24 protein-coding genes are annotated in these 22,605 nt (G+C 33.8%); 10 read left to right on the top strand and 14 right to left on the bottom strand.

What is annotated here, in order from left to right; translation table 11 throughout:
• The first annotated feature begins 1 nt into the window (after window position 1).
• The 5 genes from B0E44_RS02470 to B0E44_RS02450 are packed head-to-tail and all read left to right on the top strand — an operon-like array spanning window position 2 to window position 3,607.
• Window positions 2-1,054 carry a type III polyketide synthase gene (locus B0E44_RS02470; protein ID WP_077370622.1) on the top strand — a complete coding sequence of 351 codons (1,053 nt, stop codon included), beginning with the start codon at window positions 2-4 and terminating at the stop codon, window positions 1,052-1,054.
• Between the two features lie 18 nt (window positions 1,055-1,072).
• Window positions 1,073-1,510 (top strand): 3-hydroxyacyl-ACP dehydratase FabZ family protein, encoded by a 438-nt coding sequence (locus tag B0E44_RS02465; protein ID WP_077370621.1) that lies wholly within the window; start codon window positions 1,073-1,075, stop codon window positions 1,508-1,510.
• A 41-nt stretch (window positions 1,511-1,551) separates the two neighbouring features.
• Window positions 1,552-2,826: a beta-ketoacyl synthase gene (locus tag B0E44_RS02460; protein WP_077370620.1), complete on the top strand. Its 1,275-nt coding sequence runs from the start codon at window positions 1,552-1,554 to the stop codon at window positions 2,824-2,826.
• A gap of 38 nt (window positions 2,827-2,864) precedes the next feature.
• On the top strand, window positions 2,865-3,119 hold the full coding sequence (locus B0E44_RS02455; RefSeq protein WP_077370619.1) for an acyl carrier protein: 255 nt from the start codon (window positions 2,865-2,867) through the stop codon (window positions 3,117-3,119).
• The gene (locus B0E44_RS02450) at window positions 3,116-3,607 is read left to right on the top strand and encodes a 4'-phosphopantetheinyl transferase superfamily protein (RefSeq protein WP_077370618.1); all 492 of its coding nucleotides are present in this window, start codon (window positions 3,116-3,118) and stop codon (window positions 3,605-3,607) included. The genes B0E44_RS02455 and B0E44_RS02450 overlap by 4 nt, the downstream gene beginning before the upstream one ends.
• An 11-nt stretch (window positions 3,608-3,618) precedes the next feature.
• Here B0E44_RS02450 and B0E44_RS02445 read toward each other — a convergent pair whose 3' ends face one another.
• Window positions 3,619-4,215 carry a 3'-5' exonuclease gene (locus B0E44_RS02445; protein ID WP_077370635.1) on the bottom strand — a complete coding sequence of 199 codons (597 nt, stop codon included), beginning with the start codon at window positions 4,213-4,215 and terminating at the stop codon, window positions 3,619-3,621.
• Window positions 4,216-4,217: 2 nt separating this feature from the next.
• Window positions 4,218-6,134: a DUF294 nucleotidyltransferase-like domain-containing protein gene (locus tag B0E44_RS02440; RefSeq protein ID WP_077370617.1), complete on the bottom strand. Its 1,917-nt coding sequence runs from the start codon at window positions 6,132-6,134 to the stop codon at window positions 4,218-4,220.
• Between the two features lie 173 nt (window positions 6,135-6,307).
• Between B0E44_RS02440 and B0E44_RS02435 the strand changes: the two genes are divergently transcribed.
• A complete protein-coding gene (locus B0E44_RS02435; RefSeq protein WP_077370616.1) occupies window positions 6,308-6,814 on the top strand; it encodes a DUF2911 domain-containing protein in 507 nt (168 codons plus the stop codon).
• Window positions 6,815-7,099: 285 nt separating this feature from the next.
• Here the strand turns inward: B0E44_RS02435 and B0E44_RS02430 are convergent, their stop codons facing one another.
• Window positions 7,100-7,561, bottom strand: a complete 462-nt coding sequence (locus B0E44_RS02430; protein ID WP_077370615.1) for an SRPBCC family protein — start codon at window positions 7,559-7,561, stop codon at window positions 7,100-7,102.
• 128 nt (window positions 7,562-7,689) lie between these two features.
• On the opposite strand from B0E44_RS02430, the gene B0E44_RS02425 reads away from it, so the two are divergent.
• Window positions 7,690-8,919: a multidrug effflux MFS transporter gene (locus B0E44_RS02425; protein WP_077370614.1), complete on the top strand. Its 1,230-nt coding sequence runs from the start codon at window positions 7,690-7,692 to the stop codon at window positions 8,917-8,919.
• A gap of 45 nt (window positions 8,920-8,964) precedes the next feature.
• Here B0E44_RS02425 and B0E44_RS02420 read toward each other — a convergent pair whose 3' ends face one another.
• The 10 genes from B0E44_RS02420 to B0E44_RS02375 all read right to left on the bottom strand — a co-directional run bounded on the left by B0E44_RS02420 (window position 8,965) and on the right by B0E44_RS02375 (window position 19,957).
• Window positions 8,965-9,381: a hypothetical protein gene (locus tag B0E44_RS02420; protein ID WP_077370613.1), complete on the bottom strand. Its 417-nt coding sequence runs from the start codon at window positions 9,379-9,381 to the stop codon at window positions 8,965-8,967.
• Window positions 9,382-9,556: 175 nt separating this feature from the next.
• Complete coding sequence (locus tag B0E44_RS02415; protein ID WP_077370612.1) at window positions 9,557-10,771, bottom strand: PAS domain-containing sensor histidine kinase; 1,215 nt, start codon at window positions 10,769-10,771, stop codon at window positions 9,557-9,559.
• Window positions 10,772-11,070: 299 nt separating this feature from the next.
• Window positions 11,071-12,195 carry a VCBS repeat-containing protein gene (locus B0E44_RS02410; protein WP_077370611.1) on the bottom strand — a complete coding sequence of 375 codons (1,125 nt, stop codon included), beginning with the start codon at window positions 12,193-12,195 and terminating at the stop codon, window positions 11,071-11,073.
• Window positions 12,196-12,251: 56 nt separating this feature from the next.
• Entirely contained in the window at window positions 12,252-12,635 is a 384-nt protein-coding gene (locus B0E44_RS02405; protein ID WP_165688755.1) for a hypothetical protein, read from the bottom strand.
• Window positions 12,636-12,692: 57 nt separating this feature from the next.
• Complete coding sequence (locus B0E44_RS02400) at window positions 12,693-13,322, bottom strand: hypothetical protein (protein WP_077370609.1); 630 nt, start codon at window positions 13,320-13,322, stop codon at window positions 12,693-12,695.
• Entirely contained in the window at window positions 13,319-14,371 is a 1,053-nt protein-coding gene (locus B0E44_RS02395; protein WP_077370608.1) for a DUF262 domain-containing protein, read from the bottom strand. The genes B0E44_RS02400 and B0E44_RS02395 overlap by 4 nt, the downstream gene beginning before the upstream one ends.
• A 187-nt stretch (window positions 14,372-14,558) precedes the next feature.
• Window positions 14,559-15,830, bottom strand: coding sequence for an NAD(P)/FAD-dependent oxidoreductase (locus tag B0E44_RS02390; protein WP_077370607.1), 1,272 nt, complete (start codon window positions 15,828-15,830; stop codon window positions 14,559-14,561).
• Window positions 15,831-16,173: 343 nt separating this feature from the next.
• The gene (locus tag B0E44_RS02385) at window positions 16,174-17,508 is read right to left on the bottom strand and encodes a DEAD/DEAH box helicase (protein ID WP_077370606.1); all 1,335 of its coding nucleotides are present in this window, start codon (window positions 17,506-17,508) and stop codon (window positions 16,174-16,176) included.
• A 273-nt stretch (window positions 17,509-17,781) separates the two neighbouring features.
• Window positions 17,782-19,320: a DEAD/DEAH box helicase gene (locus tag B0E44_RS02380; RefSeq protein WP_077370605.1), complete on the bottom strand. Its 1,539-nt coding sequence runs from the start codon at window positions 19,318-19,320 to the stop codon at window positions 17,782-17,784.
• Window positions 19,321-19,414: 94 nt separating this feature from the next.
• Window positions 19,415-19,957, bottom strand: a complete 543-nt coding sequence (locus B0E44_RS02375) for a DUF6155 family protein (RefSeq protein WP_077370604.1) — start codon at window positions 19,955-19,957, stop codon at window positions 19,415-19,417.
• A 104-nt stretch (window positions 19,958-20,061) separates the two neighbouring features.
• On the opposite strand from B0E44_RS02375, the gene B0E44_RS02370 reads away from it, so the two are divergent.
• Together B0E44_RS02370 and B0E44_RS02365 are read left to right on the top strand one after the other, a co-directional pair.
• Window positions 20,062-20,337, top strand: coding sequence for a DUF3817 domain-containing protein (locus B0E44_RS02370; protein ID WP_077370603.1), 276 nt, complete (start codon window positions 20,062-20,064; stop codon window positions 20,335-20,337).
• A 3-nt stretch (window positions 20,338-20,340) separates the two neighbouring features.
• Window positions 20,341-21,600, top strand: a complete 1,260-nt coding sequence (locus tag B0E44_RS02365) for a mechanosensitive ion channel family protein (protein ID WP_077370602.1) — start codon at window positions 20,341-20,343, stop codon at window positions 21,598-21,600.
• A 111-nt stretch (window positions 21,601-21,711) separates the two neighbouring features.
• Here the strand turns inward: B0E44_RS02365 and B0E44_RS02360 are convergent, their stop codons facing one another.
• Window positions 21,712-22,098, bottom strand: coding sequence for an acyl-CoA thioesterase (locus tag B0E44_RS02360; RefSeq protein ID WP_077370601.1), 387 nt, complete (start codon window positions 22,096-22,098; stop codon window positions 21,712-21,714).
• Between the two features lie 70 nt (window positions 22,099-22,168).
• Here B0E44_RS02360 and B0E44_RS02355 point away from each other — a divergent pair, with 70 nt between their 5' ends.
• Window positions 22,169-22,567 (top strand): glyoxalase, encoded by a 399-nt coding sequence (locus B0E44_RS02355; protein WP_077370600.1) that lies wholly within the window; start codon window positions 22,169-22,171, stop codon window positions 22,565-22,567.
• Window positions 22,568-22,605: the final 38 nt, after the last annotated feature.

Genomic DNA, 22,605 nt, shown 5'->3' with positions numbered 1-22,605 from the left:
AATGAGCGTAAAAATAAAATGTGTTACCAAGCAATTGCCTAAGTTTTCAAGAACTACTGAGGAAATTCTTCCTTTCTTGGATATTTGGCTAGAGGGTCAAGAAGAACGTTTTATTCGAAAAGTAAAGAAAATATTTGAGGGAGCAGAAGTGGATAAACGGTATTCAATAATGGATCCGATTTCCGTTTTTGAAAATACTTCGTTTGAAGAGAAAAATGATATTTACATCAGGGAAGTAATCGATTTGGGAGAAAAAGTCTTGGATAAGGCTTTGAAAAAAGCGCATTGGCAGCCAGAGGATTTGGATTATATCATTACAGTGAGCTGTACGGGCATCATGATTCCGTCTTTGGATGCTTATTTAATCAATAGTTTGAAATTGCGGCAGGATATTGTAAGGCTGCCGGTTACTGAAATGGGTTGCGCTGCAGGGGTTTCGGGTATTATATATGCCAAGAATTTTCTCAAAGCTAATCGGGGTAAAAAAGCGGCTGTTATTGCGGTAGAAAGTCCTACAGCTACATTTCAATTGGATGATTTTTCAATGGCAAATATTGTAAGTGCGGCTATTTTTGGTGATGGAGCAGCCTGTGTTTTGCTTTCTTCAGTTGATGATGAGGAAGGTCCTGAAATTTTAGACGAAGAGATGTATCATTTTTATAACAAAATAGATATGATGGGATTTAATCTCACTAATTCCGGACTACAGATGATTTTGGATATTGAAGTCCCAGAGACAATAGCTTCTCACTTCGATGCTATTGTGCATCCTTTTCTGCAAAAAAATAATTTAAAAATAGCAGACATTGACCACTTGATTTTTCATCCAGGTGGAAAAAAAATCATTCAAATTGTTGAAGAGCTCTTTTCTGGCTATGGAAAAAATATTGATGATACCAAAGAAGTTTTAAAACTATACGGTAATATGTCTAGTGCTACCGTATTGTATGTTTTAGAACGATTTATGGATAAAAATCCAAAAAAAGGATCAAAAGGCTTGATGTTAAGTTTTGGTCCTGGATTTTCAGCTCAAAGGGTGTTGTTGCAGTTTTAGAATAATTTTGATTGAAAGATGGAGAACACAGATATAATTTCAAAATTACCATATTCCAAACCATTTCTGTTTGTGGATAAAATCATCAGGATAGATGAAGATGGAGTGGAAGGAGAGTTTACTTTTGATGAGAATCTGGATTTCTACAAAGGTCATTTTAGAGAGAATCCAGTAACGCCGGGAGTGATTCTGACAGAGGTTATGGCTCAGATTGGTGTGGTTTGTCTGGGTATTTTTTTATTGAATGAAGAGTTTAGTAAAATATCAGTAATTGCTTTAACATCAGTTGGTATTGATTTTTTAAAACCTGTTTATCCAAACGAAAAAGTTATAGTAGTTTCTGAAAAAATCTATTTTAGATTTGGAAAGTTAAAATGTAAAGTCAGTATGCAGAATGAGAAAGGTGATGTGGTCTGCAGTGGTATAATTGCAGGTATGATAGGGCAGGAAAATTAAAAAATGACTATACAGTCATTTTTGTTTATTATTATTTAAAAATGAAAAATCGTGTTGTTATAACAGGTCTTGGCGTGGTTGCTCCAAATGGAGTAGGACTTGACGCGTTTCAGCATGCAATAAAAAATGGGATTTCTGGAATCAGATATTTTGAAGAATTAGAAAGATTGAAATTTTCGTGTCAAATTGCCGGAATGCCTGATGTATCAATCGATTTGGCGTTACAGTATTTTACGGAACTGGAACTTAGAAACTTTAGTTCAACAGGAATTCTATATGGTGTTATTGCAGGAATTGATGCCTGGAAAGATGCTGGATTATCAATGGAACGGTTTGATGTACCCGATTGGGACAGCGGAACTATTTTTGGTTCTGGAACTTCTGGAATTGATAAATTTCGGGAGAGTATTTATAAAATTGATGATTTAAAAGTCAGGAATTTAGGAAGCACTTCAGTAATTCAAACAATGAACAGTGGTGTAAGTGCTTATTTAGGAGGGAAATTGGGTTTGGGAAATTGGGTTACATCTAATTCTTCGGCTTGTACTACTGGAACTGAAAGCATTATTCTTGGATACGAACGCATCCAGTCTGGACAGGCTAAGCGTATTTTAGCAGGAAGTACAAGTGATTCGGGACCTTATATTTGGGGAGGCTTTGATGCAATGCGGGTCTGTACTTATAAACACAATCAATCGCCTGAAACAGGATCAAGACCAATGTCAGCCAGTGCATCGGGATTCGTTCCTGGTAGTGGAGCAGGGGCTTTGGTTTTAGAAGATCTAGAAACTGCTTTGGCACGTGGAGCAAGAATATATGCCGAAGTATTAGGAGGGGCCTTAAATTCTGGCGGACAAAGAGGATTGGGAACATTAACTGCGCCAAATCCTGTGGCTGTTCAAAATTGTATTCAAAGTGCGATGACAAATGCAGGAATTACAGGGCATGATGTTGATGCTGTTAATGGTCATCTTACAGCAACTACGAAGGATGGTTTAGAAATTTTGAATTGGAGTACGGCTTTAGGCCGTAAAGGAATTGATTTTCCTTATGTAAATTCATTGAAATCGACCGTGGGACATTGTTTATCAGCGGCTGGAAGTATTGAATGCATAGCCACTGTTTTTCAACTGTATCAGGGATTTGTATTTCCGAATCGTAATTGTGAAGATCTGCATCCCGAAATTGAGGCAATAGTCGATTCTTCCAGAATTCCAGTAAAATTGATTGAAACCGATTTAAATATCATTCTAAAGGCCAGTTTTGGTTTTGGGGATGTAAACGGATGCGTAGCTTTTAAAAAAATAATATATTAGTGGTCTTAATGTTAAATAGTTACTAAAAGGATAATTTTATGAATAGAGAACAAGCATTCGAACAATTGAAAAATATAGTGAAGCCTTATATTCAAGATCAGGTAGCTTTTGAATCTATTTCTGAAGAGACAGATTTTATAAATGATTTAAAAATAAATTCGGCTAATCTGGTTGATGTGATCTTGGATATTGAAGAAAAGTTTGATATTATAATCGATAACGAATCAATGAAACAGATGACAAACGTAAAAGAAGCTATCGCCATTATTGAAACTGAGCTGTTAAAAGGATGATAGGAAATGATATCATTGATCTTGACATAGCCAGAAAAGAAAGCAATTGGAGAAGGAAAGGTTTTTTAGAGAAAATTTTTACAAAACAGGAACAAAACTTGATTCTGAATAACTCAAATCCAGAACTTATGGTCTGGAATTTATGGAGTAGAAAAGAAGCGGCTTATAAAATTTACAACAGAGAAACCGGAATCAACGGTTATTTTCCGGCTCGATTACGATGTTATTATCAGGATGAAATTTTCGGAACTGTTTCAATTGATGGTTATATTTTTTACACCCAAACTTTTATAGAAAATTCTTATATTTATTCAATTGCTGTTTCAGAAATTATTTATTTTAATAAAATAAAATCTTTGAATTCTTTAGAAAATATAAAAAAAGAGAATGGGATTCCGTATATTTTAGATACCACGTCAAATACAATTAGTCCAGTTTCCATTACTAATCATGGGCGATTTCAAAAAATAATTACATTGTGCAAATAGCCCTGGATAGTCTATTTAATTCCTAATCTTGTTTTCAATTTTAAAAACAACAAAGCAATTGTGTAAGCATCCTCTGAGGGGGACTTTCGGTAGCTTTTTGGTAATTTAAAAATGTCTGATAATTCGTCAAGAGAAAATTGTTTATCGTTAATGTCCATCAGTTTTCTGTACATGACATCAATATCCAAAGCTTCGTTTTTTAATCGACCACAATCCAATCTTATCAGTGCGCTATTAATCATATCGACATCAAAATCAACATGATGCCCAATTAAAACTGCATTTCCTATGTAATCTATAAAAGCATGAATGGCTTCTGGTTCACTCAATTTTTTCATTTTGCTTTCCAAAATAAATTCATTTGATAAGCCATTATCGTGAAAATACTTGTATTGTAGTAAAATAGATTCAAAACTGTCTCCGATATGAATTTTGTTGTTTACGATGGCAAAAGAGCCAATCGATAAAATAACATCTTTGTCAGGATTTAGTCCGGAAGTTTCAGTAGAGAATATGACATATCGCTTTGATTTATGATCAAACTTAGAAAGATAAGTTTTCCAAAAATCAGGATATTCTTTATTAATATTTTTTAGCCAATCGAGCATCATTATGAAAATTGCGTTAGTTTGAAATTACTTTTAATTAATTCTTCTAATTCTCTCATTGGGGCTAAGGCATTCTTTAATTTTTCTTTATCTAATTTTGTTAGTTCGCTCAGGTTTATAAATTGTCCTGAATTTTCATTTTTTAGACCTTCATTGACTCTAAATTTTGATAAAATCAAAAAGGCTTCAGCGCAATTTAGATAAATATCTGAGTTTTTGGTGTCAATAATGGCTAATTGTTTAAATCGAAGGTAGGTGTTGTTTAATCCTTTAATCTTAAAATGCAGTGCAAATAGTCTTGCTCCGTCAATAAGCGGCATTAAGGCTCTGGTTTTTATATCAAATTTATCTTTATGCGGTTCATCTTCTTCTACTACAAATTTTTTGAAAAAAGTAAGAGGAGAATTTTTTCTTAAAGCATCATTACCTAGAAAATCAAAAAATAATGTGTTGTGATCTAAATCTTTTAGAATGACATTTTCTATCGTTTCAAATATCTTTTTTTCTCCAAAAACAAGTTCCAAATCAAAGAAAATACTGCTTAGGTCGTTGCTGTTTTCTCCTGGAGTATTCATCCAGCTATCATATTGTTTAGTCCAGTCTGTCAATGATTTACACCAAAGAATATTGCTAGCCATGTGCCCATTTGGACATAATTCATAACCGACTCTTTCAAGTGTTGTAGTTGTTCTTTTTCCTAATTTCAAGAAATAATCCCTTACATCTCTATATTTGTCAGGAGCTACATCTTCAAATATCAATATACTGTCTTGATCTGTCAATAATAATTGCTCTTTTCTGCCTTGACTTCCAATACTTAACCATGCAAATCGCGCAGGAGGGGAGCCGAGATCTAAAATAGATAACTCCACGGCACGTTTTAATATTGCTGAATTTATTTCGCTTGCAATATTATTGATATTGGAAAGCGGAATATTTTTATGGATTGAATTTTGAATTAATTCGGTCAATCTGTCCCTTAGATGTTTTAATTCCTTAGCATTGGAAGTTCTTTTGATTTCTTTGATTAATACACCCGGATTATTGGCTTGGGCAATAATCAAATCATGCTCAGAAATCATTCCTTTCACTTGGGATTTATCTGTTCCGTCCAGAGTGACACATAAATGGGTTACATTATTTTTTAGCATCAAAAGTTGCGCTTCTGCCAAAGAAACATTTTCTACAACAGTTACAACTGGAGATGACATAATGGCTTTCATGGTAACGGTCAGGGGGAACAGTCCTGTGGCAATTTTGGAACACATGTCCGTGTGCGTGACTATTCCAATAGGTAATTGATTTTCACAAATCACTACGCTGGTGGAACTATTTTCAGTCATTCGTAAGGCAACATCTTTGGCAATGTCATTGGTAGTTGCGGTTAGTGGTACTCTATTATATGTCAGTGACTGAAAATACTGCATTTCAGACTTTTGGTCAATATAAACCATATTATCATTTGCCAATTTACCTCTCAAATTTTCTTTTTCCTTTGGATTCCAGGTATTGGTAGCAAAACTTTCCAAAAGAAAATTCAGTACATCCGGATTATTGGCAACAAAAGGTCTAAAAGTGATAATTGGAATGGCATAAATAATACTCTCTTCACGGGCTTTTGCCGTCATCATGTAATTGTTTTTGGCAAAAAAAGGTCTCAAACCTAAGACATCACCTGCATGGCATTTATTTAGCAAAGTTTCTTCGGCATCTGCAATAACGGATAAATGAATTATACCAGAGGCAACCACATAGAAACAATCGTGTAGTTTGTCATTTATTTGGAATAACGTTTCGTTTTTTTCCAGATTCAAAACCCGAATACTTGTAGCTATGGCTGATAGTTCTTGAAAAGTCAAGTTGTCGAATGGGGGGTATTCTTTTAAAAAATCAGCTATATTTTCCGCAATTGTATTCATAGTTTTGTTGTAAAGTAATGCTTGTAAAAATAATAAAAATAGATTTCAAAAGTAAGACTCTAAAAACTAATTTTGATAAATTGCGGTATAGTTAAATTTTTCATAAAATACTAAGTGTTAGAATCATATTGGATGCAATTATTTAATTTTAATGCTAAATAAACAAATAAACTATGAAAATTTTAAAAATCTCATTACTCGTATTATTATCGTTTTTTGCAATTTCATTTGCAAATGCCCAAGAGAAACCAAAGAGTACAGCCGAAAAAGCGACTGGAATGATTAATGGAGCTACTATTCAAATTAATTATGGAAGTCCTTCGGTAAGAGCACGGAAAATTTGGGGAGAGTTAGTTCCTTTTAATGAAGTTTGGCGTGCTGGAGCCAATGAAGCTACAGCATTCGAAACGGATAAAGATTTAACCATTGAAGGTTCAAAATTGCCTGCAGGTAAATATTCTTTTTTTGTGATTCCAAATGAAAAACAATGTATTCTTATTTTTAATAAAGAATCCAAACAATGGGGCGCTTATAAGTACAATGAAAAGGAAGATCAGTTAAGAGTTACTGTTAAACAAAAAGCATCACAATCAAGCACAGAAAAGTTGATTTATAAAATTAACTCCGATAATGTTGTTTTAAGTTGGGATAATTGGGATATAGGTTTCAAAGTGAAATAATTTCTAACGAAAGTATATTTAAATCATCGTCATTTATGGCGATGTTTTTTTTTTTTGCTTAATTTATTTTCAAAATTATTTAAAGAGATAACAGAAAGGGTACAGTTTGTAAAAGTATAATTTGAAACCAATCAAAAGAGTAGACAATTTGATTTCTTTGAAATTGAAAAACATTTGATCAATACTTTTGATTAGGGGGCTTTTAAATATTCTATTTTACATAATATAAATTATAGTTCATTTTATATAATATCGTAAATGATGAAAAGGGATGCTTTTTTGACTTTATTCAGTCATTTTTGTCAGTTCAACTTCAAGTCTGTCGAAGTTCTCTTCATTTTTGTCAACTACAAATGGTCTTAATTTATTGCTTTCTTCCGCTGTGTCGAAAATCATTTTAAAAACAATTTTGGTTTTGTCGTTGGATACTTCTTCAAATGTTGCTAGTACTTTAAAAAGCGGTTTTGAAATGCGTTTCCATGCGATTAGATTTGGTTTGTCAATTTTTACAAATTCACATTCATTATGATAATTTCCTTTGTCTGGTCCGTGCATAATAAAACGCCATTTACCAGCTGGCCGTAAGTCAAATTCATTGAAAGTGTTTGTGAATCCTTTTGGTCCCCACCAGTTTTTTAAATGGTTTGGATCCGTCCAGGCTTTGTATGCAAGATTTATTGATGCGTTTACAATTCGTGTAGTTACAATTTCGCAGTCTGGTGCCGCTGAGAAGATTTCTAAAGCCATACTTAATTTATTTATAAATCATTACGATTTTTAACAAAATCTAAAGTTAAGCAAAAAAACAGACGAAATTTAATACTGTTTAGCAGTCATGTTTCAATATAGTATCTTTGCAAAAACACAAAATTATTATGACTAAAAGCAAATACTTCCAATTGATATTAATTTTGGGTTCCATGACAGCGCTTGGTCCTTTTTCAATTGACATGTATTTACCTGGTTTTTCGGGAATTGCCAAAGATTTGAATACCACAGTTACCGAAGTTTCGATGTCCTTGTCAAGTTATTTCATTGGGATTTCGGCTGGGCAATTATTATATGGCCCTTTATTAGACCGTTTTGGACGAAAAAAACCATTGTTTGTTGGACTTTTAGTTTATATTTTGGCTTCTTTAGGATGTGTTTTTGTTACTGATATTAATGTATTTATAGGGCTTCGGTTTGTTCAGGCTGTTGGAAGCTGTGCGGCTACTGTAGCTTCGGTTGCGATGGTTCGGGATTTGTTTCCGGTTAAGGAAATCCCCAATGTTTTGTCCAAATTAATGTTGGTTCTTGGGCTTTCGCCAATGTTGGCTCCCACTATTGGAAGTTATGTAACTACTTATTACGGTTGGCATCCTGTATTTTTTATACTGATGTGCTTAGGCGTTTTGGTGCTTATTGCATCACAATTGGGATTGCCTGAAACACACAAACCTGATCTCACAATATCATTGAAACCCCAGCCAATAATTAGCAATTTTGTGGCGATTATCAAAGTGCCACAGTTTTATACCTATGCATTGACAGGTTCGATTGCGTTCTCTGGATTGTTTACTTATGTGGCGGCGTCTCCTATTTTGTTTATGGATATTTTAAAAGTAGATGCCACGGTTTACGGCTGGATTTTTGCTTTTATGTCCGTAAGTTTTATAGGTTCTAGCCAATTGAACTCTTTATTATTAAGAAGATTCTCTAGCGAACAGATGATTTTTGGCGCATTGGTTGTCCAAATAGCAATTAGTTTAGCCTTTTTGATTTTGGCAATGAATGATGATTTAGGATTGTATGGTACTATGGCACTATTATTCCTGTTTTTAGCTTGTTTGGGTATTTCCAATCCCAATACTGCAGGATTGACCCTTGCTCCTTTTGCAAAAAATGCAGGAAGCGCATCCGCATTGATGGGGGCGATACAATTAGGGATTGGCGCTTTATCTTCTTTTGCTGTTGGTGTTTTTGTTAAAGATTCTATGGTACCAATGGTCGTAATTATGACTTGTACGACGATTATTGCTTTTATTATTTTGATTATTGGGAAAAGACAAATCAAGGAAACCGTAGTGAATTCAGGGGATGATGAAATTATGATGGGGCATTAATTTCTTGTTTTGCAATACAAAGGAATCTATTGCATAGACAAAAAGCTACATCTTTTGCAAATAGACTGATTTGCCATTCACCATTACATCATACTGACCTGTCCTTTCATTAATGGTTGTTCTGACATAATTACCTCTAAAAAGAACAACTGCACCATAAATTTTTCCATTTTTATCGGATTCAAAAGTAAATACAATTCTTTTGTTATCAGGGTTAATACTCACTTCATAAACGGAAAATCCTGTGTTTTTTGTCAAAAATTCTTGTTTTGTATCAATTATCTTATCTCCGACATAAAAATTGACAACTTTATCACTTAAGCTAATATCTGGATAATATTCATTAACTTTTTTTAGCAAATCATATTGTGCCGCACTTGCAGTCTCAATTTTAGATGTAATATTTTGAGAAAATCCAGCTACCGAAAACATAAAACCCAATAGTAAAATGTACTTTTTCATAATGTTAATTTTTATTATTAATACTAGTTTAATTGTATGACTAATTTACGAATAGTTTTTTACAATTAGTTGAAAAACATGTTATTATATTTTTTTAGAGCTGATTTCTCAGTGGCCTCGCATTAGAAATCAATATCAATATTCTATTTTAAGTCTTTTTTTGCTGTAGCTAAAATTAAGCACTTTCATCAAACATAATTTCGTCTGAACTTCCTATTTTATATAAAGGTTTCTCAATGGGTAATGTAAAATAAAAAGTAGAACCCTCCCCTTCGATACTTTCAACCCATATTTCACCGCCATTTTTTTCTAAAAAGCCTTTTACCAATAATAATCCTATTCCAGCGCCTTTATTTTCTTTTCTGGTTTCTGAAAGTGTTTTCATTTGCGGAGTGAACAATTTTTCCATTATTTCTTTAGACATTCCAATTCCGGTATCTTTCACTTGAACAATAATTTTATCCTCTTTACTACTTGCAGAAATCGTTATTGAACCTCCTTTTTCTGTATGTTTTATTGCGTTTGAAACGATATTTTGAATGATGGAAATTAACATTTTACTGTCGGCAAATACTGAAGTGTTCTCTTCGATTTCGTGATGAAGATTTATAGTGTTTACCGAAGCAGTTTCGTTTAAACTCTCAAAAACTTTTTCAATGTATTCAATAAGTTTCAATTTTGTTGGAGAAAAGGTGTCTGAGGCATATTTTATTCTTGCCCATTCCACTAAATAGTCAAGCATTTCTAATTCATCTGTTGAAGATTTATGAAGTAATTCAAGCATTTCCTGCACAGTATCAGGATTCATTTTGCGAAAATTTTCTTTTAGATATTTTGCAGTTCCTATAATTGCTGACAAAGGACTTCTCAAATCGTGTGAAAGTATTGCCATAACACTCTCTTTATGAGTATTAAGCTCTTCCAATTCTCTGACATAATTTTTTATGGCGTCCTCTGATTGTTTTCTGTCAGTTAAATCTCTTAAAACTTTAACATAGCCTAACATCTCTCCGTTTAAACCGATGAGTGGAAAAACCAATCCATAAGCATAAAACAAGCTCTTGTCTTTGGCAATGTGCCATCTATTATCTGTCGCTCTGCCTTCTTTTAAAGCGGTTTCAATTTCTTTTTTGGGGATACCATTTTTTAGATCTTCCTCAGTAAATATTACATCAAAAGGTTCACCAATAACTTCATCCGTTTCGTAACCAAATATTTTTGAAGAACCTGAACTCCAGCTATTTATAATGAAATCATTGTCTAATGTAAAAATGGAGTAGTCTTGTAAACTGTCAATTATTTGGCTATAAAACTCAGCGGTTGGTATGTATTTATTTTTGAGGATTTTTGTGAAGTTTTGTTTGGTTTCCATTGGGTTTGTTTTATTCATTATTTTGAAATAGTAGGTATTGAACAAATCACTATTGATGATACTATTTCTTTATTACAGCTGGTTTTCTGCTAAATTAAGTCTAATCTTCGGATTTGTAACGAGATCCAATAAAAACTATTTTCAAATTAAGCCAAATGCAGAAAACTCTTGTAATTACAGGAAGCTTCTTTTTTGTTATTGAGAAACAACAAGATAATCTTGATTGTGGATTTACTTTATGTTCATGAATTTCTTGCTAGGTTTTTCTTAATAGGGTTCCCGCAAAGACTCGAAGACGCAAAGTACATCCGATTTAGTTATTTTTTATGGAAAATATTTAGATAATAAAGATTAAAATCATCCGAATTAGCGATTGCAATATCAATCCATCCGTCAGAATTTATATCTCCTACTGTTACACCATAAGTTCTTGAGGAACTATCCGTTAAATTGATTTCCTCAAAAGTTTTTCCATCAAGGTTAAGGAAAACACTATTTGGTTTTAGGTAATTACCGGTCACAATATCGATAAAACCATCTTTATTGAAATCAGCTAGAGCGATGCTAAAGGTATCCGTGTCTTTACTGCCAAAAAGTAGCGTTTGATTGAAAGTGAAATTTTTATCTCCAAAGTAGATAATATTGGAACCATTTATATTACCTGTAACAATATCCAAAATTCCATCATTGTTCATATCGGCTATTGCTACCGAACGAGTTTCAAAAGTTCCTGAGCCAAAATCAAGTTTTTTTGTAAACTGTCGATTCCCTTTGTTTATGAAAATTTCATTGGGAATATTGTCTCTGTTCGCAAGAACCAAATCAGGCAGGTTATCACCATTTAAATCTTGTATAGCAATATCAATGGTAGCGTTCTTATTAGTTTGCAATTTTACACAATCAAAATTCAGTTTTCCATTATTATAGCAAATCATATTCTGCTGCCCTCTATTGGTTATAATGAAATCCATGAATCCGTTATTGTCCAGATCTCCTAATGCTACATTTCTGGCATCCGAAACTTCAGCAATTTCTGAATGAAATTTAAAGTGACCTAAACCATCGTTTGTGTAAATTCTATGAGGTGAATTATCGTTTATTTCGACAATGTCTAAATCGCCGTCGTTATCTAAGTCAACTAGTTCAGCAGCATAGCTGGTTGAGCTTAAATTATCCAAAGCCATCATCGAATTAAAGCCTTTGCCAGAATTGTAGAAGATATAATTTGTTTCAGGCCAATGTCTTCCATTAGCTATAACTGCATCAATTTTTCCGTCATTGTTAATGTCCCCCAGACTAATCGATGCAGTTCTATGTTTTGTAGAGCCAAAACTAAATCTTGGTTCTTCAGCGCTCATGTCGTTTTTCGAATGAAAACCACGTTCTTGAGCAAATGATGCCATAGTAATTAAAAGGACATGGAAATAAATTAGATTTTTCATAATTATTGTTGCGTCTAATGTTTTGGTACTACTGCGGGTGTGGTTGTTTCTTGAAATTATTTTGAAATAACTTTAAAAGCAATGTAAGGCGCTATTGCCACCCAAATCGGTATAAGAATCCAAATTTGGCCTTCAGTAAAATTATAAGCGTATAATAATTGCTTCCAAGAACTTCCACGTATAATTCCAAAGCCAAATTCGAAAGCCAAAGTCAAGATTGACCAAACAATTCCTATTATTAATGCTTGCTTTGCCGTATTTGGAGGTAACCATTTTACGACTAAACAACTATAGATTCCAATGAGAATAATTAAGGAAAATGTTGAAATTTGGTGCGCAGCTAATTCACTTATGTATTTTTTATACCATAAATCTCTAGCTGCTCCATTTAAAATTGCAAGCAGAACCATAGGAAACCAGCATAGTAAGTATTTTATCATTGTTAATTAAGGTTTCTTGAGTTCTTTACAATTTCAGCTATACTTTGCGGGCACGGTTTATAAATTTTGAATAAGACCTGTCATATTATTGACTAAATTGTCAAAACATCGAGTTGACGTAGATATTTCTGTAGTTTCAAGTATGTCAATTAATCTATGATTGTCATTAAAAATGTAATGCCCCGTTAAGCTATTTAAGTTGTAAATATTTTCATTATTTAAATGAATAAAACTGTTTCTTATTCGCTGAAAATGTAAAATGAATGTTTGGTATTGGCTTAATAATCCCAAAACGTATGTCATCTGATTATGATAAGGTAACATTTTAGTGGCGATGTTAGAAATAATATTGGGGTCACCCCATGTTGCTTCTTGATGAACCCCCACTATACTCGAACCATTATTATGGTTGCTTTTTTTACCGCAAGCATATAAAAGATAATGACAGCTTTGCTTGTCATTATAATTGTTAAAAATTGGTGTAATTCTATTGCCATTAAAATCGTAGCCACCCGAAACATGAGCAAGCCAATAGTCACGCCAAAAGTTATTCCAATGATTCCATATAAAATTTAACACTCCGGCAGATAATGCTAATTGCTCTTTATCATTAGAATAGGTGTAAAGAATCGAATAATCTTCAATTACATCACAAAACCTTTCTCTTCTATAAGCTAAATCTCTCACGGAATTCTTAGAGCATTTATTAGGGTTGCAATACGAGTTAATCTATTTTTATAACTATGAGTAGTTGCAATAGAAGCGTTTACAAAATCTGGATAATTTCCATTTACAAGTTTATCTTCAGCCTCGGTAAAAATTCTTATTAGTTCGTCTGAACTTTGATTAACATTTACACAAAATTGATTAATAATGTTTAAACCAGCAAGTTCTTGTTTTGGGTCAGGAAATCCATAACGATTGTAAATTAAAGCTCCCATTAGAGAATAAAAATTATATGATTGTATTTTACAATTTTCAAATACTTCTGAAAAGTTATCTTTAATAAAGTTGAAAGATGTTGTGATTATATCTTTAAGTTCGGTTTCATTAGCAAATATTATGTCATAATTCTTGTAAATATCTTCTAGTTTTTTTGAACTTCGATTTTGAATTCCTTCTAATTTTAATTGACAGCATTCCGTCAATAAGTCAGCATCACCCATTCGCGAAATATCCCTTAATGTCAAAGTTTGGTATTTTTCGAAAAATGGCGTTACATGCTCAGTTAGATTGCTTATAAACCATTTAAATTGACCTTGATATGTTGCATGTCTTTTTTCAGAAGTATTTAATGGTAAAGTATAAGAGTTAAGTCTTCTGAAAATTTCTAAAATCTCTTCGGTTGAAGCGGTAACTATATTATCTGTAGAAACTTCGTAAGAAAGAAATGCCTCAGGAATACTCTCTGGTAAATCCTCATATTTCATTCCTACATATTTTTTACTAACATTCGTTAATTTAAATTTATTGTCGATAAAGTCTCGAATAGTAGTTAGTCGTTGTTGACCATCAATTATTTCCCTTTTTGCTTTTTTTGTTTTCAAGTCAACTATTTGTCTAATTACAACCTTAGGAAAAGGGAAGTCATTCAATATTGTATCTATAAAATATGATCTTGCATTGTCAGGCCAAAGTCCTGTACCTCTTTGGTAGCTCCTGTTTACTGTTAATTCTCCTGATTTCATCATATTGTATATGTCCGAAATCGGAAGGGTGTTTCTAATTATTTTCATGTTTCAATTTTATTGTTTTTCGAAATATTTCTTTTTTCAGCCTTGTTGGTACTAGTCAACATAGGAAAGCCGTCTTCACAAAACTATCCAAATTTGGAAGTTATAGAAATGTTTATTTTGCTTTGTGTTTTTCAAATGTATAGTTTTTTAATCAGAAATTATAGGTTGAATGAAAAACAAATTAGTGCTACGCCTCCCCTTTCGTTCTCTTCTCAGGCCTAATAATCATTCGCAACGATTGGTCTTTGGAGAAATAAGCAATCATCCAATGGTAAAAAGTATTGATTCTGTTACGATACGTTATTAAGGACATTAGGTGAACAAATAACCAAATCATCCAAGCGAAAAAGCCATTGAAATGCATTTTTGGTTTTGGTAAATCGACAACGGCTTTGTTTTTTCCGATGATGGCCATAGAACCTTTGTCCTTGTATTTAAAGGGTTTTAATGGCTTGTTTTGAACTATTAATTTGAAGTTTTCGGCTAGATTTATTCCCTGTTGGATAGCGACTTGTGCGACTTGCGGGTGACCGCCCGGGAAATCTAGATCATTGAGTTGAATACAGGTATCGCCAATGGCGTAGATGTTATTGGTAGCGTTTACTTTGTTGAAAGCATCGGTAGCCATTCGTTTGCCACGACCGTAACTTTCTGCCGGAATTCCTTCAAATTCCCTTGCCGAAACTCCTGCCGCCCAAATTAAGTTTTTGGTTTGTATTGTTTTTCCATCGGCAAAGAAAACGGTATCGTCTTTGTAATCCACGACACGGGTGTTTAGTTTTACTACAACTCCAAGTTTTGTTACTGCTTCGAGTGTATCTTCCTGTGATGCTGCGCTCATTGGGGATAATAAGGCATCTCCCCCATCGATTAAATAAACGTTACTGGCAGTAGTGTCTAATTCGGGATATTCTTTGAGTAAAATGCTTTTTCGCATTTCGGCAAACATTCCAGAAACTTCGACTCCTGTGGGGCCACCTCCAACAACTACAATGGTTAAGAGTGTTCTTCGCTTGCGGATGTCTTTGCAAATGGCTGCTTTTTCGAGGTTTTTCAATAAGGCATTGCGCATTTCAATGGCATCATTGAGGGTTTTCATCGGAATGGCATTTTTCTTGACATTTTCCATCCCGAAATAACTGGTTTCGGCGCCTGTTGCAAAGACCAAGTGGTCGTATTGCAACTCGCCGTTATTGAGGATGATTTTGTTTTCGGCAGGAACTACTTTCAGCAATTCGCCCAAACGAAACTGCAGATTCTTTTTGCCTGCAAAAAACTTTCGGTAAGGATAACTGATGCTTGATGGTTCTAAAAAGGCAGTGGCTACCTGATAGATGAGTGGCGGAAAGAAATTATAATTGTTTTTGTCAACAAGGGTTACTTCAATTCCTTTGTGGTTGGCGAGTTCTTTGGCTAAATTAATTCCAGCGAAACCTCCTCCTATGATTACTATTTGCATATTGAGACTTTTATGAGAACAACTAGTTTTTGTTTCTCATAAAAGTACAAATTTTAATTTGAATATTATTTTATATGTCAGTCTGCAAAGTATACCGATAATTTTTTTTGCCACGGATTTCACAGATTCATACAGATTCATACAGATTAACACAGATTTTATTTAAATTGTTCGAGAAATAGTTGAAACTATGTACTTCAGAGTATTCTCCTTTTGTTTTCGAAACTATTTTAGCCACAAATTACAAAAATTTGCACAAATTATTTTAGTGCTATTTGGTGTAATTTGTGGCTAATAAAGAAGTGATGCAACCTAAATCTATGTGCTTTTAGTGCAGAATAGTTTAGTTTTTAAATTTTTTAACAGGCTTTTCTGCGATTTCGGTTTTGTTTTGAAGAATATAATTAGCCAGCAATTTTTCGATCAATTCGTCTTTGGTAAGATGATGAAAAATGGTCTTTATTTTTGTTTTTAATTCGGCGTCAACATCGTGATTGGGTTTGGTTTTGAAGATTTGCTTCGCCCATAAAAGCGTGTTGTTTTCTTCAATACTTGCAACAGAAGGTTTTTTGTATTTGGTAAACTGGATTCCCAATTCTCTTTCGAAATCGGCAATTTCAGCCACTTCTTCGGGTTGCAATACGGTCAAAGAAAGTCCTTTGGCTCCTGCTCTAGCCGTTCTTCCGCTACGGTGAACGTATACTTCATAGACATCAGGCAAGTGATAATTGACTACATAAGAAATTTCTTTTACGTCAATTCCCCTTGCGGCCAAATCGGTTGCCACCAAAATATTGATATGCCCTTCACGAAACTGTTCCATGATTCGGTCACGGATTCCTTGCGACAGACTGCCGTGCAAAGCTCCTGATGAAAATCTGTTGATTGCCAAGTTTTTGGCTAATTTATTAACGGCAGCTTTGGTTTTACAAAAGATAATACCACGCTCACCATCTTTAGAATTCAAGAAATGCATTAAAACATCCAGTTTTTCTATAGGATCTACTACAATATAGTTGTGATCTATCCCTTGATTACCGACAGTTTCCATACTGGCGCTTACCGTCACAACGTTTTTGTTTAGGTAATTCTGGATTAACTGCTTAATTGTCCCTGGCATAGTCGCCGAAAACAAAAAGGTTCTGTATGTTTTTGGTAATTCGGTTATGATTTCGTCCAAAGCTTCTTTAAGGATAGAAACCATTTCATCGGCTTCGTCGAGAACTAGAAATTTGGTTTCCTTTAGGCTAATGGCTTTTCGTTGCAATAAATCGATCAATCGACCTGGAGTTGCTACGACGATATGTGTTGGTGATTTTAATCTTTCAATTTGCGGTTTGATTGGGATTCCGCCACAAACGGCAGCGATTGAAACTTCAGGAAGGTATTTAGCATAACTTTCTAGATTATTGAAAATTTGTTGTCCCAATTCTCTTGTAGGCACTAGGATTACGGCTTGTACAGCAGCAACATTGGTGTCTATCAATTGCAATAACGGCAAACCAAAAGCAGCGGTTTTCCCCGTTCCTGTTTTGGCAAGCCCCACGATATCGGTAGTGTTTGCTAACAATAGCGGAATGGTTTTTTGCTGAATTTCGGTTGGGGTTACAATTCCCATTTCGGTAATCGCTTTTAGTATTCCTTTTGAAACTCCTAAGTCTGAGAATTGTGCTGACATGCTTTGTGTTTTTTTAATTGTAAAATGCTAATTGAATAGCAGAATGTTGTTTTAGCCCCGATTGCTTCGCCAGTTCGCTATCGCTCGTGTGCAGTGGAAATCCTTATAAGCCGGGGTTCGGCTTATAAGATTACTTCACTTAACTTTCATTTTAAGCGGAGTTCAGTGAACTTCGTTTGCAACGGATAGCGGGATTGGCTCCTGAAAATTATTTATATAAATCAAAATAGAGACACATTGTATTGCGTCTCTATGTTGAAATTTGATATTTTATTAATCGGCTTCGTTCATGATTTTCTCACGATATTTTTTTCCGATTAACAAGGTCATTTTTAGTTTATAATCGTCCATTAGCCATTCTCGGTAGTTTTTGCTACATTGACTAAGGCATTTTGAAAAACGTTTTACACGGTATTCAATATCGGCTTCCAATTCTTTTGAAAGCGCTTTGGCTTCCTGCAGTTCCTCGGTATTGTCCACACACATTGCAGCGTGCTGGTCAATTGATTTATCTAAAACCACTTTGGATCTTAAGTTCTGAGCAATCGCCAATTTGTGTTCTTCATCTACATCAAACTCGACAACGGCCGTTTTGCTAAATTTGGCACGCAATTCTGGTGGCATTGAATATTTGAAATGCAATTCGATTTCGCTGTCATCTCTTAAATTCTCCAAGTAAAACTCAGGAGATTTAAAAATGTGCTGCCAGTTTACTGGATCGCTCCAAAGTCCGAAACGGGCTGCGTTATTACCCAAATCAATTACGGTAAATTCGTCTTTTTTAGGCAATTTTCTAGAACCACGGCCTATCATTTGGAAATACAAAGTCAGGGATTTGGTTGCTCTGTTCAAAATAATGGTTTCGACAGTTGGCTCATCAAAACCGGTTGTCAGGATTCCGACAGATGTCAAAATGGCGTCTGGTGTGTGCTTGAACCAATGCAGAATTTCTTTTCGTTCTTCGGCACTGCTGGTGTTATCAAGGTGACGAATGCCATAACCCGCTTCTCTAAACGTTTCATAAACATATAAAGAAGTATTGATACCGTTGTTGAAAATCAAGGTTTTTTTACCTAAAGATTTTTCGGTATAAGCATGCAGTAATTTTTCCTGCATCGCCATATTGGTGTATAAATCATCGGAAGATTTTACGGTGTAATCTCCGTTAATACCTACTTTTAAAGAGGTTAAACCAACGTCATAACTATAAGTAACCGCTTTTGCCAAGAAACCATTTTCGATTAATGAATTGATGGTGTCTCCCACAATCAGTTCATCATAACTTTGGTGCATTGGCAATTTTATGTTTGAACTCAAAGGAGTTGCAGTAACTCCAAGTATGAATGCATTTTTGAACGATTTTAATAATTTTCTAAAGGAATTGTAATGCGCCTCATCGATAATTACCAGACCTATATTATCTAAATGTAATTTTTCGTCATTGATACGGTTTTTCAAAGTTTCGACCATAGCCACAAAACAAGAATAATCATTTTGGTCCGGAAGTTCTTTTACTTTACTGTTGATGATTTTGTTTTTTACATCAAAACCTTTTAACATTTTCGAAGTTTGCTTGCACAACTCGATACGGTGCGTTAACACCACCACTTTCTTATTGTGTTGGGACAAATAACGGCGAACGATTTCAGAAAAAATCACCGTTTTTCCACCACCTGTAGGCAATTGATATAATAAATGATGTTGTGCAGGAGCATTATCTATACGCTCAAAAATGGCGTCAATGTCCCCTTGCTGGTAAGCGTAAAGTTCTTTTTTGGCTTCGATTTCAATTTCTAAACTCTCTTGATGCATTGTATATTTTTCGATTTTTGCAAAAATACGCCTAAAAAACAGTTATTCGGTCAAAAAGTTTTAAAAAAATATAAGCGGGGATAATAAATATTAATTATAAAAGGTCTTTTTCGTTATCCAAAAGTTCAATATTTGATTTGAAATCAGTGCGATTGATCCATTTTTGATTGGAGGCTTCATCCGAAACTGCAATTAATCGGCTCTTGAATTCACCAATAATTCCATTTGAAATAATGAATTTTAAAGCCTGTTCGAATGAATTAAACATGCTTTTGTAAAATAATTCTTGTCTTACGATGTTTTCTGATGCGAAAGTCTGAGCGATTTCGATGTTATAAAGCATGATATCGGCAATTACAAAAGGATCGACACCCAATAAAATGAAATGTTTGATGTATTTTTGAGCAACAGAGCGCCTCATTTTTGGCTTTTTTCTTTTTCCTTTTGTCTGTAGCGGGAAATATTCTTGTGATATTTTGAGTTTGCATTCCTGTAGTAGCGTTTCCTCTTTTGGATTGAAGACAAAATTGTAATATACTTTTACCGGAGGGAATTTTTCATACAATTCAAGAATCTGCTCTTCCAGCTGTTCTTTGGTAAGTTCATTTAAGTATTTTTTTAAATCGCGCTTGCTCATTTTCAAAGTTTAAGAATACAAAAGTAATTTAGTTTTTAAACGAATACTGTAATAATGAATGTTATTACTTAATTTTGGGCTTTTAAATTAAAAAACAACTACAAATGCTTAAAATTTTTAAGATTACAGCCATTTTAGAAGGCATCTCTTATTTGGTTTTATTTTCGAATATGCTTTTTATTAAACCAACAAATATGGAACTTTACAAAACATTACTGTATCCCGTCGGAATGAGCCATGGTGTATTGTTTATAGGTTATGTTTTATTGGCCTTTTTGTTGAAAAAGGCTCAAAAATGGAATTTTAAAGTCTTTAGCATTATATTGATTGCTTCATTAGTTCCTTTTGGTACTTTTTATGTGGAGAAAAAATATTTGTAAAATATGAACAAACTCATTCATTCCATTTTTAGTTTCCTCTACCCTATTTTCAGAGATTGGGGAATGAGCAGAACTTCTTCGACTTATCTGAGTTTGTTTTTCAATACTATTTTGCTTTGTTTTTTGGCTTATGCATTGTATGTGGTTTTCCGATTTATATTGGTAACGATCATGGCTCTTGTTGCCCAAAGAACCAAAACCAAATTTGATGATTTATTGGTAACCAATAAAACGGCAAAGTACATCGCTTATTTGGTTCCTTTGTTTTTTGTCTTTAGATCTGTTCCAGTGATTTTGGATAAATTTGAATATTGGGAGAACGTTTTTGGTAAAACAGTTGCCACATACATAGTTTTACTGATTTTATGGATTATCCGAACCATTTTTAATTCGGTAAGAGATTATTTAAAATTGATTCCCCGCTACAGTGACAAACCTATTGACAGTTTCATTCAGGTTATCATGATTGTGCTGTGGATGTTTGGTATCGCATTGATTTTTTCGAAACTTTTTGACATTGACCAAAAGGAATTGTTGACCATTTTGGGAGCAGTTTCGGCTGTTGTTATCTTAATTTTTAGAGATACTATTTTAGGTTTTGTGGCAAGCGTCCAAGTGGCTATAAACGACATGGTACGCATTGGCGACTGGATAACAATGGATCGTTATGGTGCCGATGGTGATGTAATAGAAATCAATCTGGCTACAGTGAAAGTCCGAAATTTTGACAATACCACAACTACGATTCCTACCTATAGTTTGAGTTCCGACTCTTTTCAAAACTGGAGAGGAATGCTTAATTCAGACGGACGACGAATCAAACGGCATATTATCATCAAAGCGAATAGTATTAGGTTTCTGGAAGATAATGAACTTATTGATTTAAAGAGAATTGATCTTTTAAGTGACTATATAGATACTCGAAAAACCGAAATCGACAACTATAATAATGGACATAAAATAGACAAAAGTTTGGCTATAAACGGTCGTAACTTGACGAATTTAGGTTTGTTTAGAAAATACATCACCCAGTATTTACATCAATATCCAGGATTAAATCGAGATATGTTAATGCTTTGCAGGCAATTACAGCCAACTCCTTATGGTGTTCCATTGGAAGTTTATGCTTTTTCCAAAGACAAGCGTTTTGAGAATTACGAATACATTATGGCTGATATTTTTGACCATATTATTGCAGCTGTTCCCTACTTTGATTTGGAGATTTTTGTGATGCCTTCTGAAAATGAAGCAAAGACTTATTAATATCATTAGAAATAAAAAAATCACTAAATCCAAATTTATAGATTTAGTGATTTTTTATTTCTAAACATATTTTTATCAATCATAGAATCTCATAAACTTAGCATCTTCCTTCTAACCTATCCTGTCTTTTACAAATTCAATTTCTGTTTTTCCGTGCGCTTTTGGTTTACCGTCTTCGCCTAAATTTACCATTACGGTGCTGTCTATTGTGATTATGGTCTCACGGGTCATCATGTTTCTGGCTTCACATTTTAGTTCCAATGAAGTATGTCCAAATTTAACCACATCAATCCCAATTTCGATGATATCACCTTGTCTTGCCGAACTTCTGAAATTGATTTCAGACATGTGTTTGGTAACAATTCTAGGATTTTCCAATTGTATAATAGAATATAAGGCCAATTCTTCGTCTAACCACGCCAATAATTTTCCTCCAAATAAGGAGCCGTTAGGGTTTAAATCTTCTGGTTTTACCCATTTTCTAGTGTGAAATCTCATGTTTTTTCATTTATTAATGCTAAAATAATACATTGCTAACAGTAATTTTTATATTTTTAAAGAAAAAAAGATGGATCAGAGAGATAAATTGATAAAAGGAATTCGCGGAGAATCATTGGGAGACATCAATATTCAATCGTCTTCAGAGGAGCAGTTTCAAAATGAAGTACTTAGGCCAATTTTGAAATTGCAGAATGATTTGTTTATTGCCTCTTTTCTAAATTATATTAGCAAATACAAAAGAGATTTTTATACCAAAACGGTTGAAAACAAGCTTTCTATTATTGAAAATGCGATCCAAAAAGACATTAAATTTAGAAATGCTTTAAAAGGTATGATTATCGCTTTGTTTACTACCGATGAATATGCGCTTTACATTAAAAACTCGTCTAGCTTAAATAAACGAATGATGAATTTATTGATCGAAAGATTGAAAAGTCAGGTGCAATTGTTTGACGTAGAAAATTAATCAATCCTGATATAGTGTAGTTTTGACACAAAAAAAGG

Origin of the sequence: Flavobacterium sp. A45, assembly GCF_002001005.1 — a bacterium.
Lineage (GTDB): Bacteria > Bacteroidota > Bacteroidia > Flavobacteriales > Flavobacteriaceae > Flavobacterium.
The sequence above is the reverse complement of the archived record's forward strand: the minus strand, read 5'-3'. Positions and strand labels throughout refer to the sequence as shown.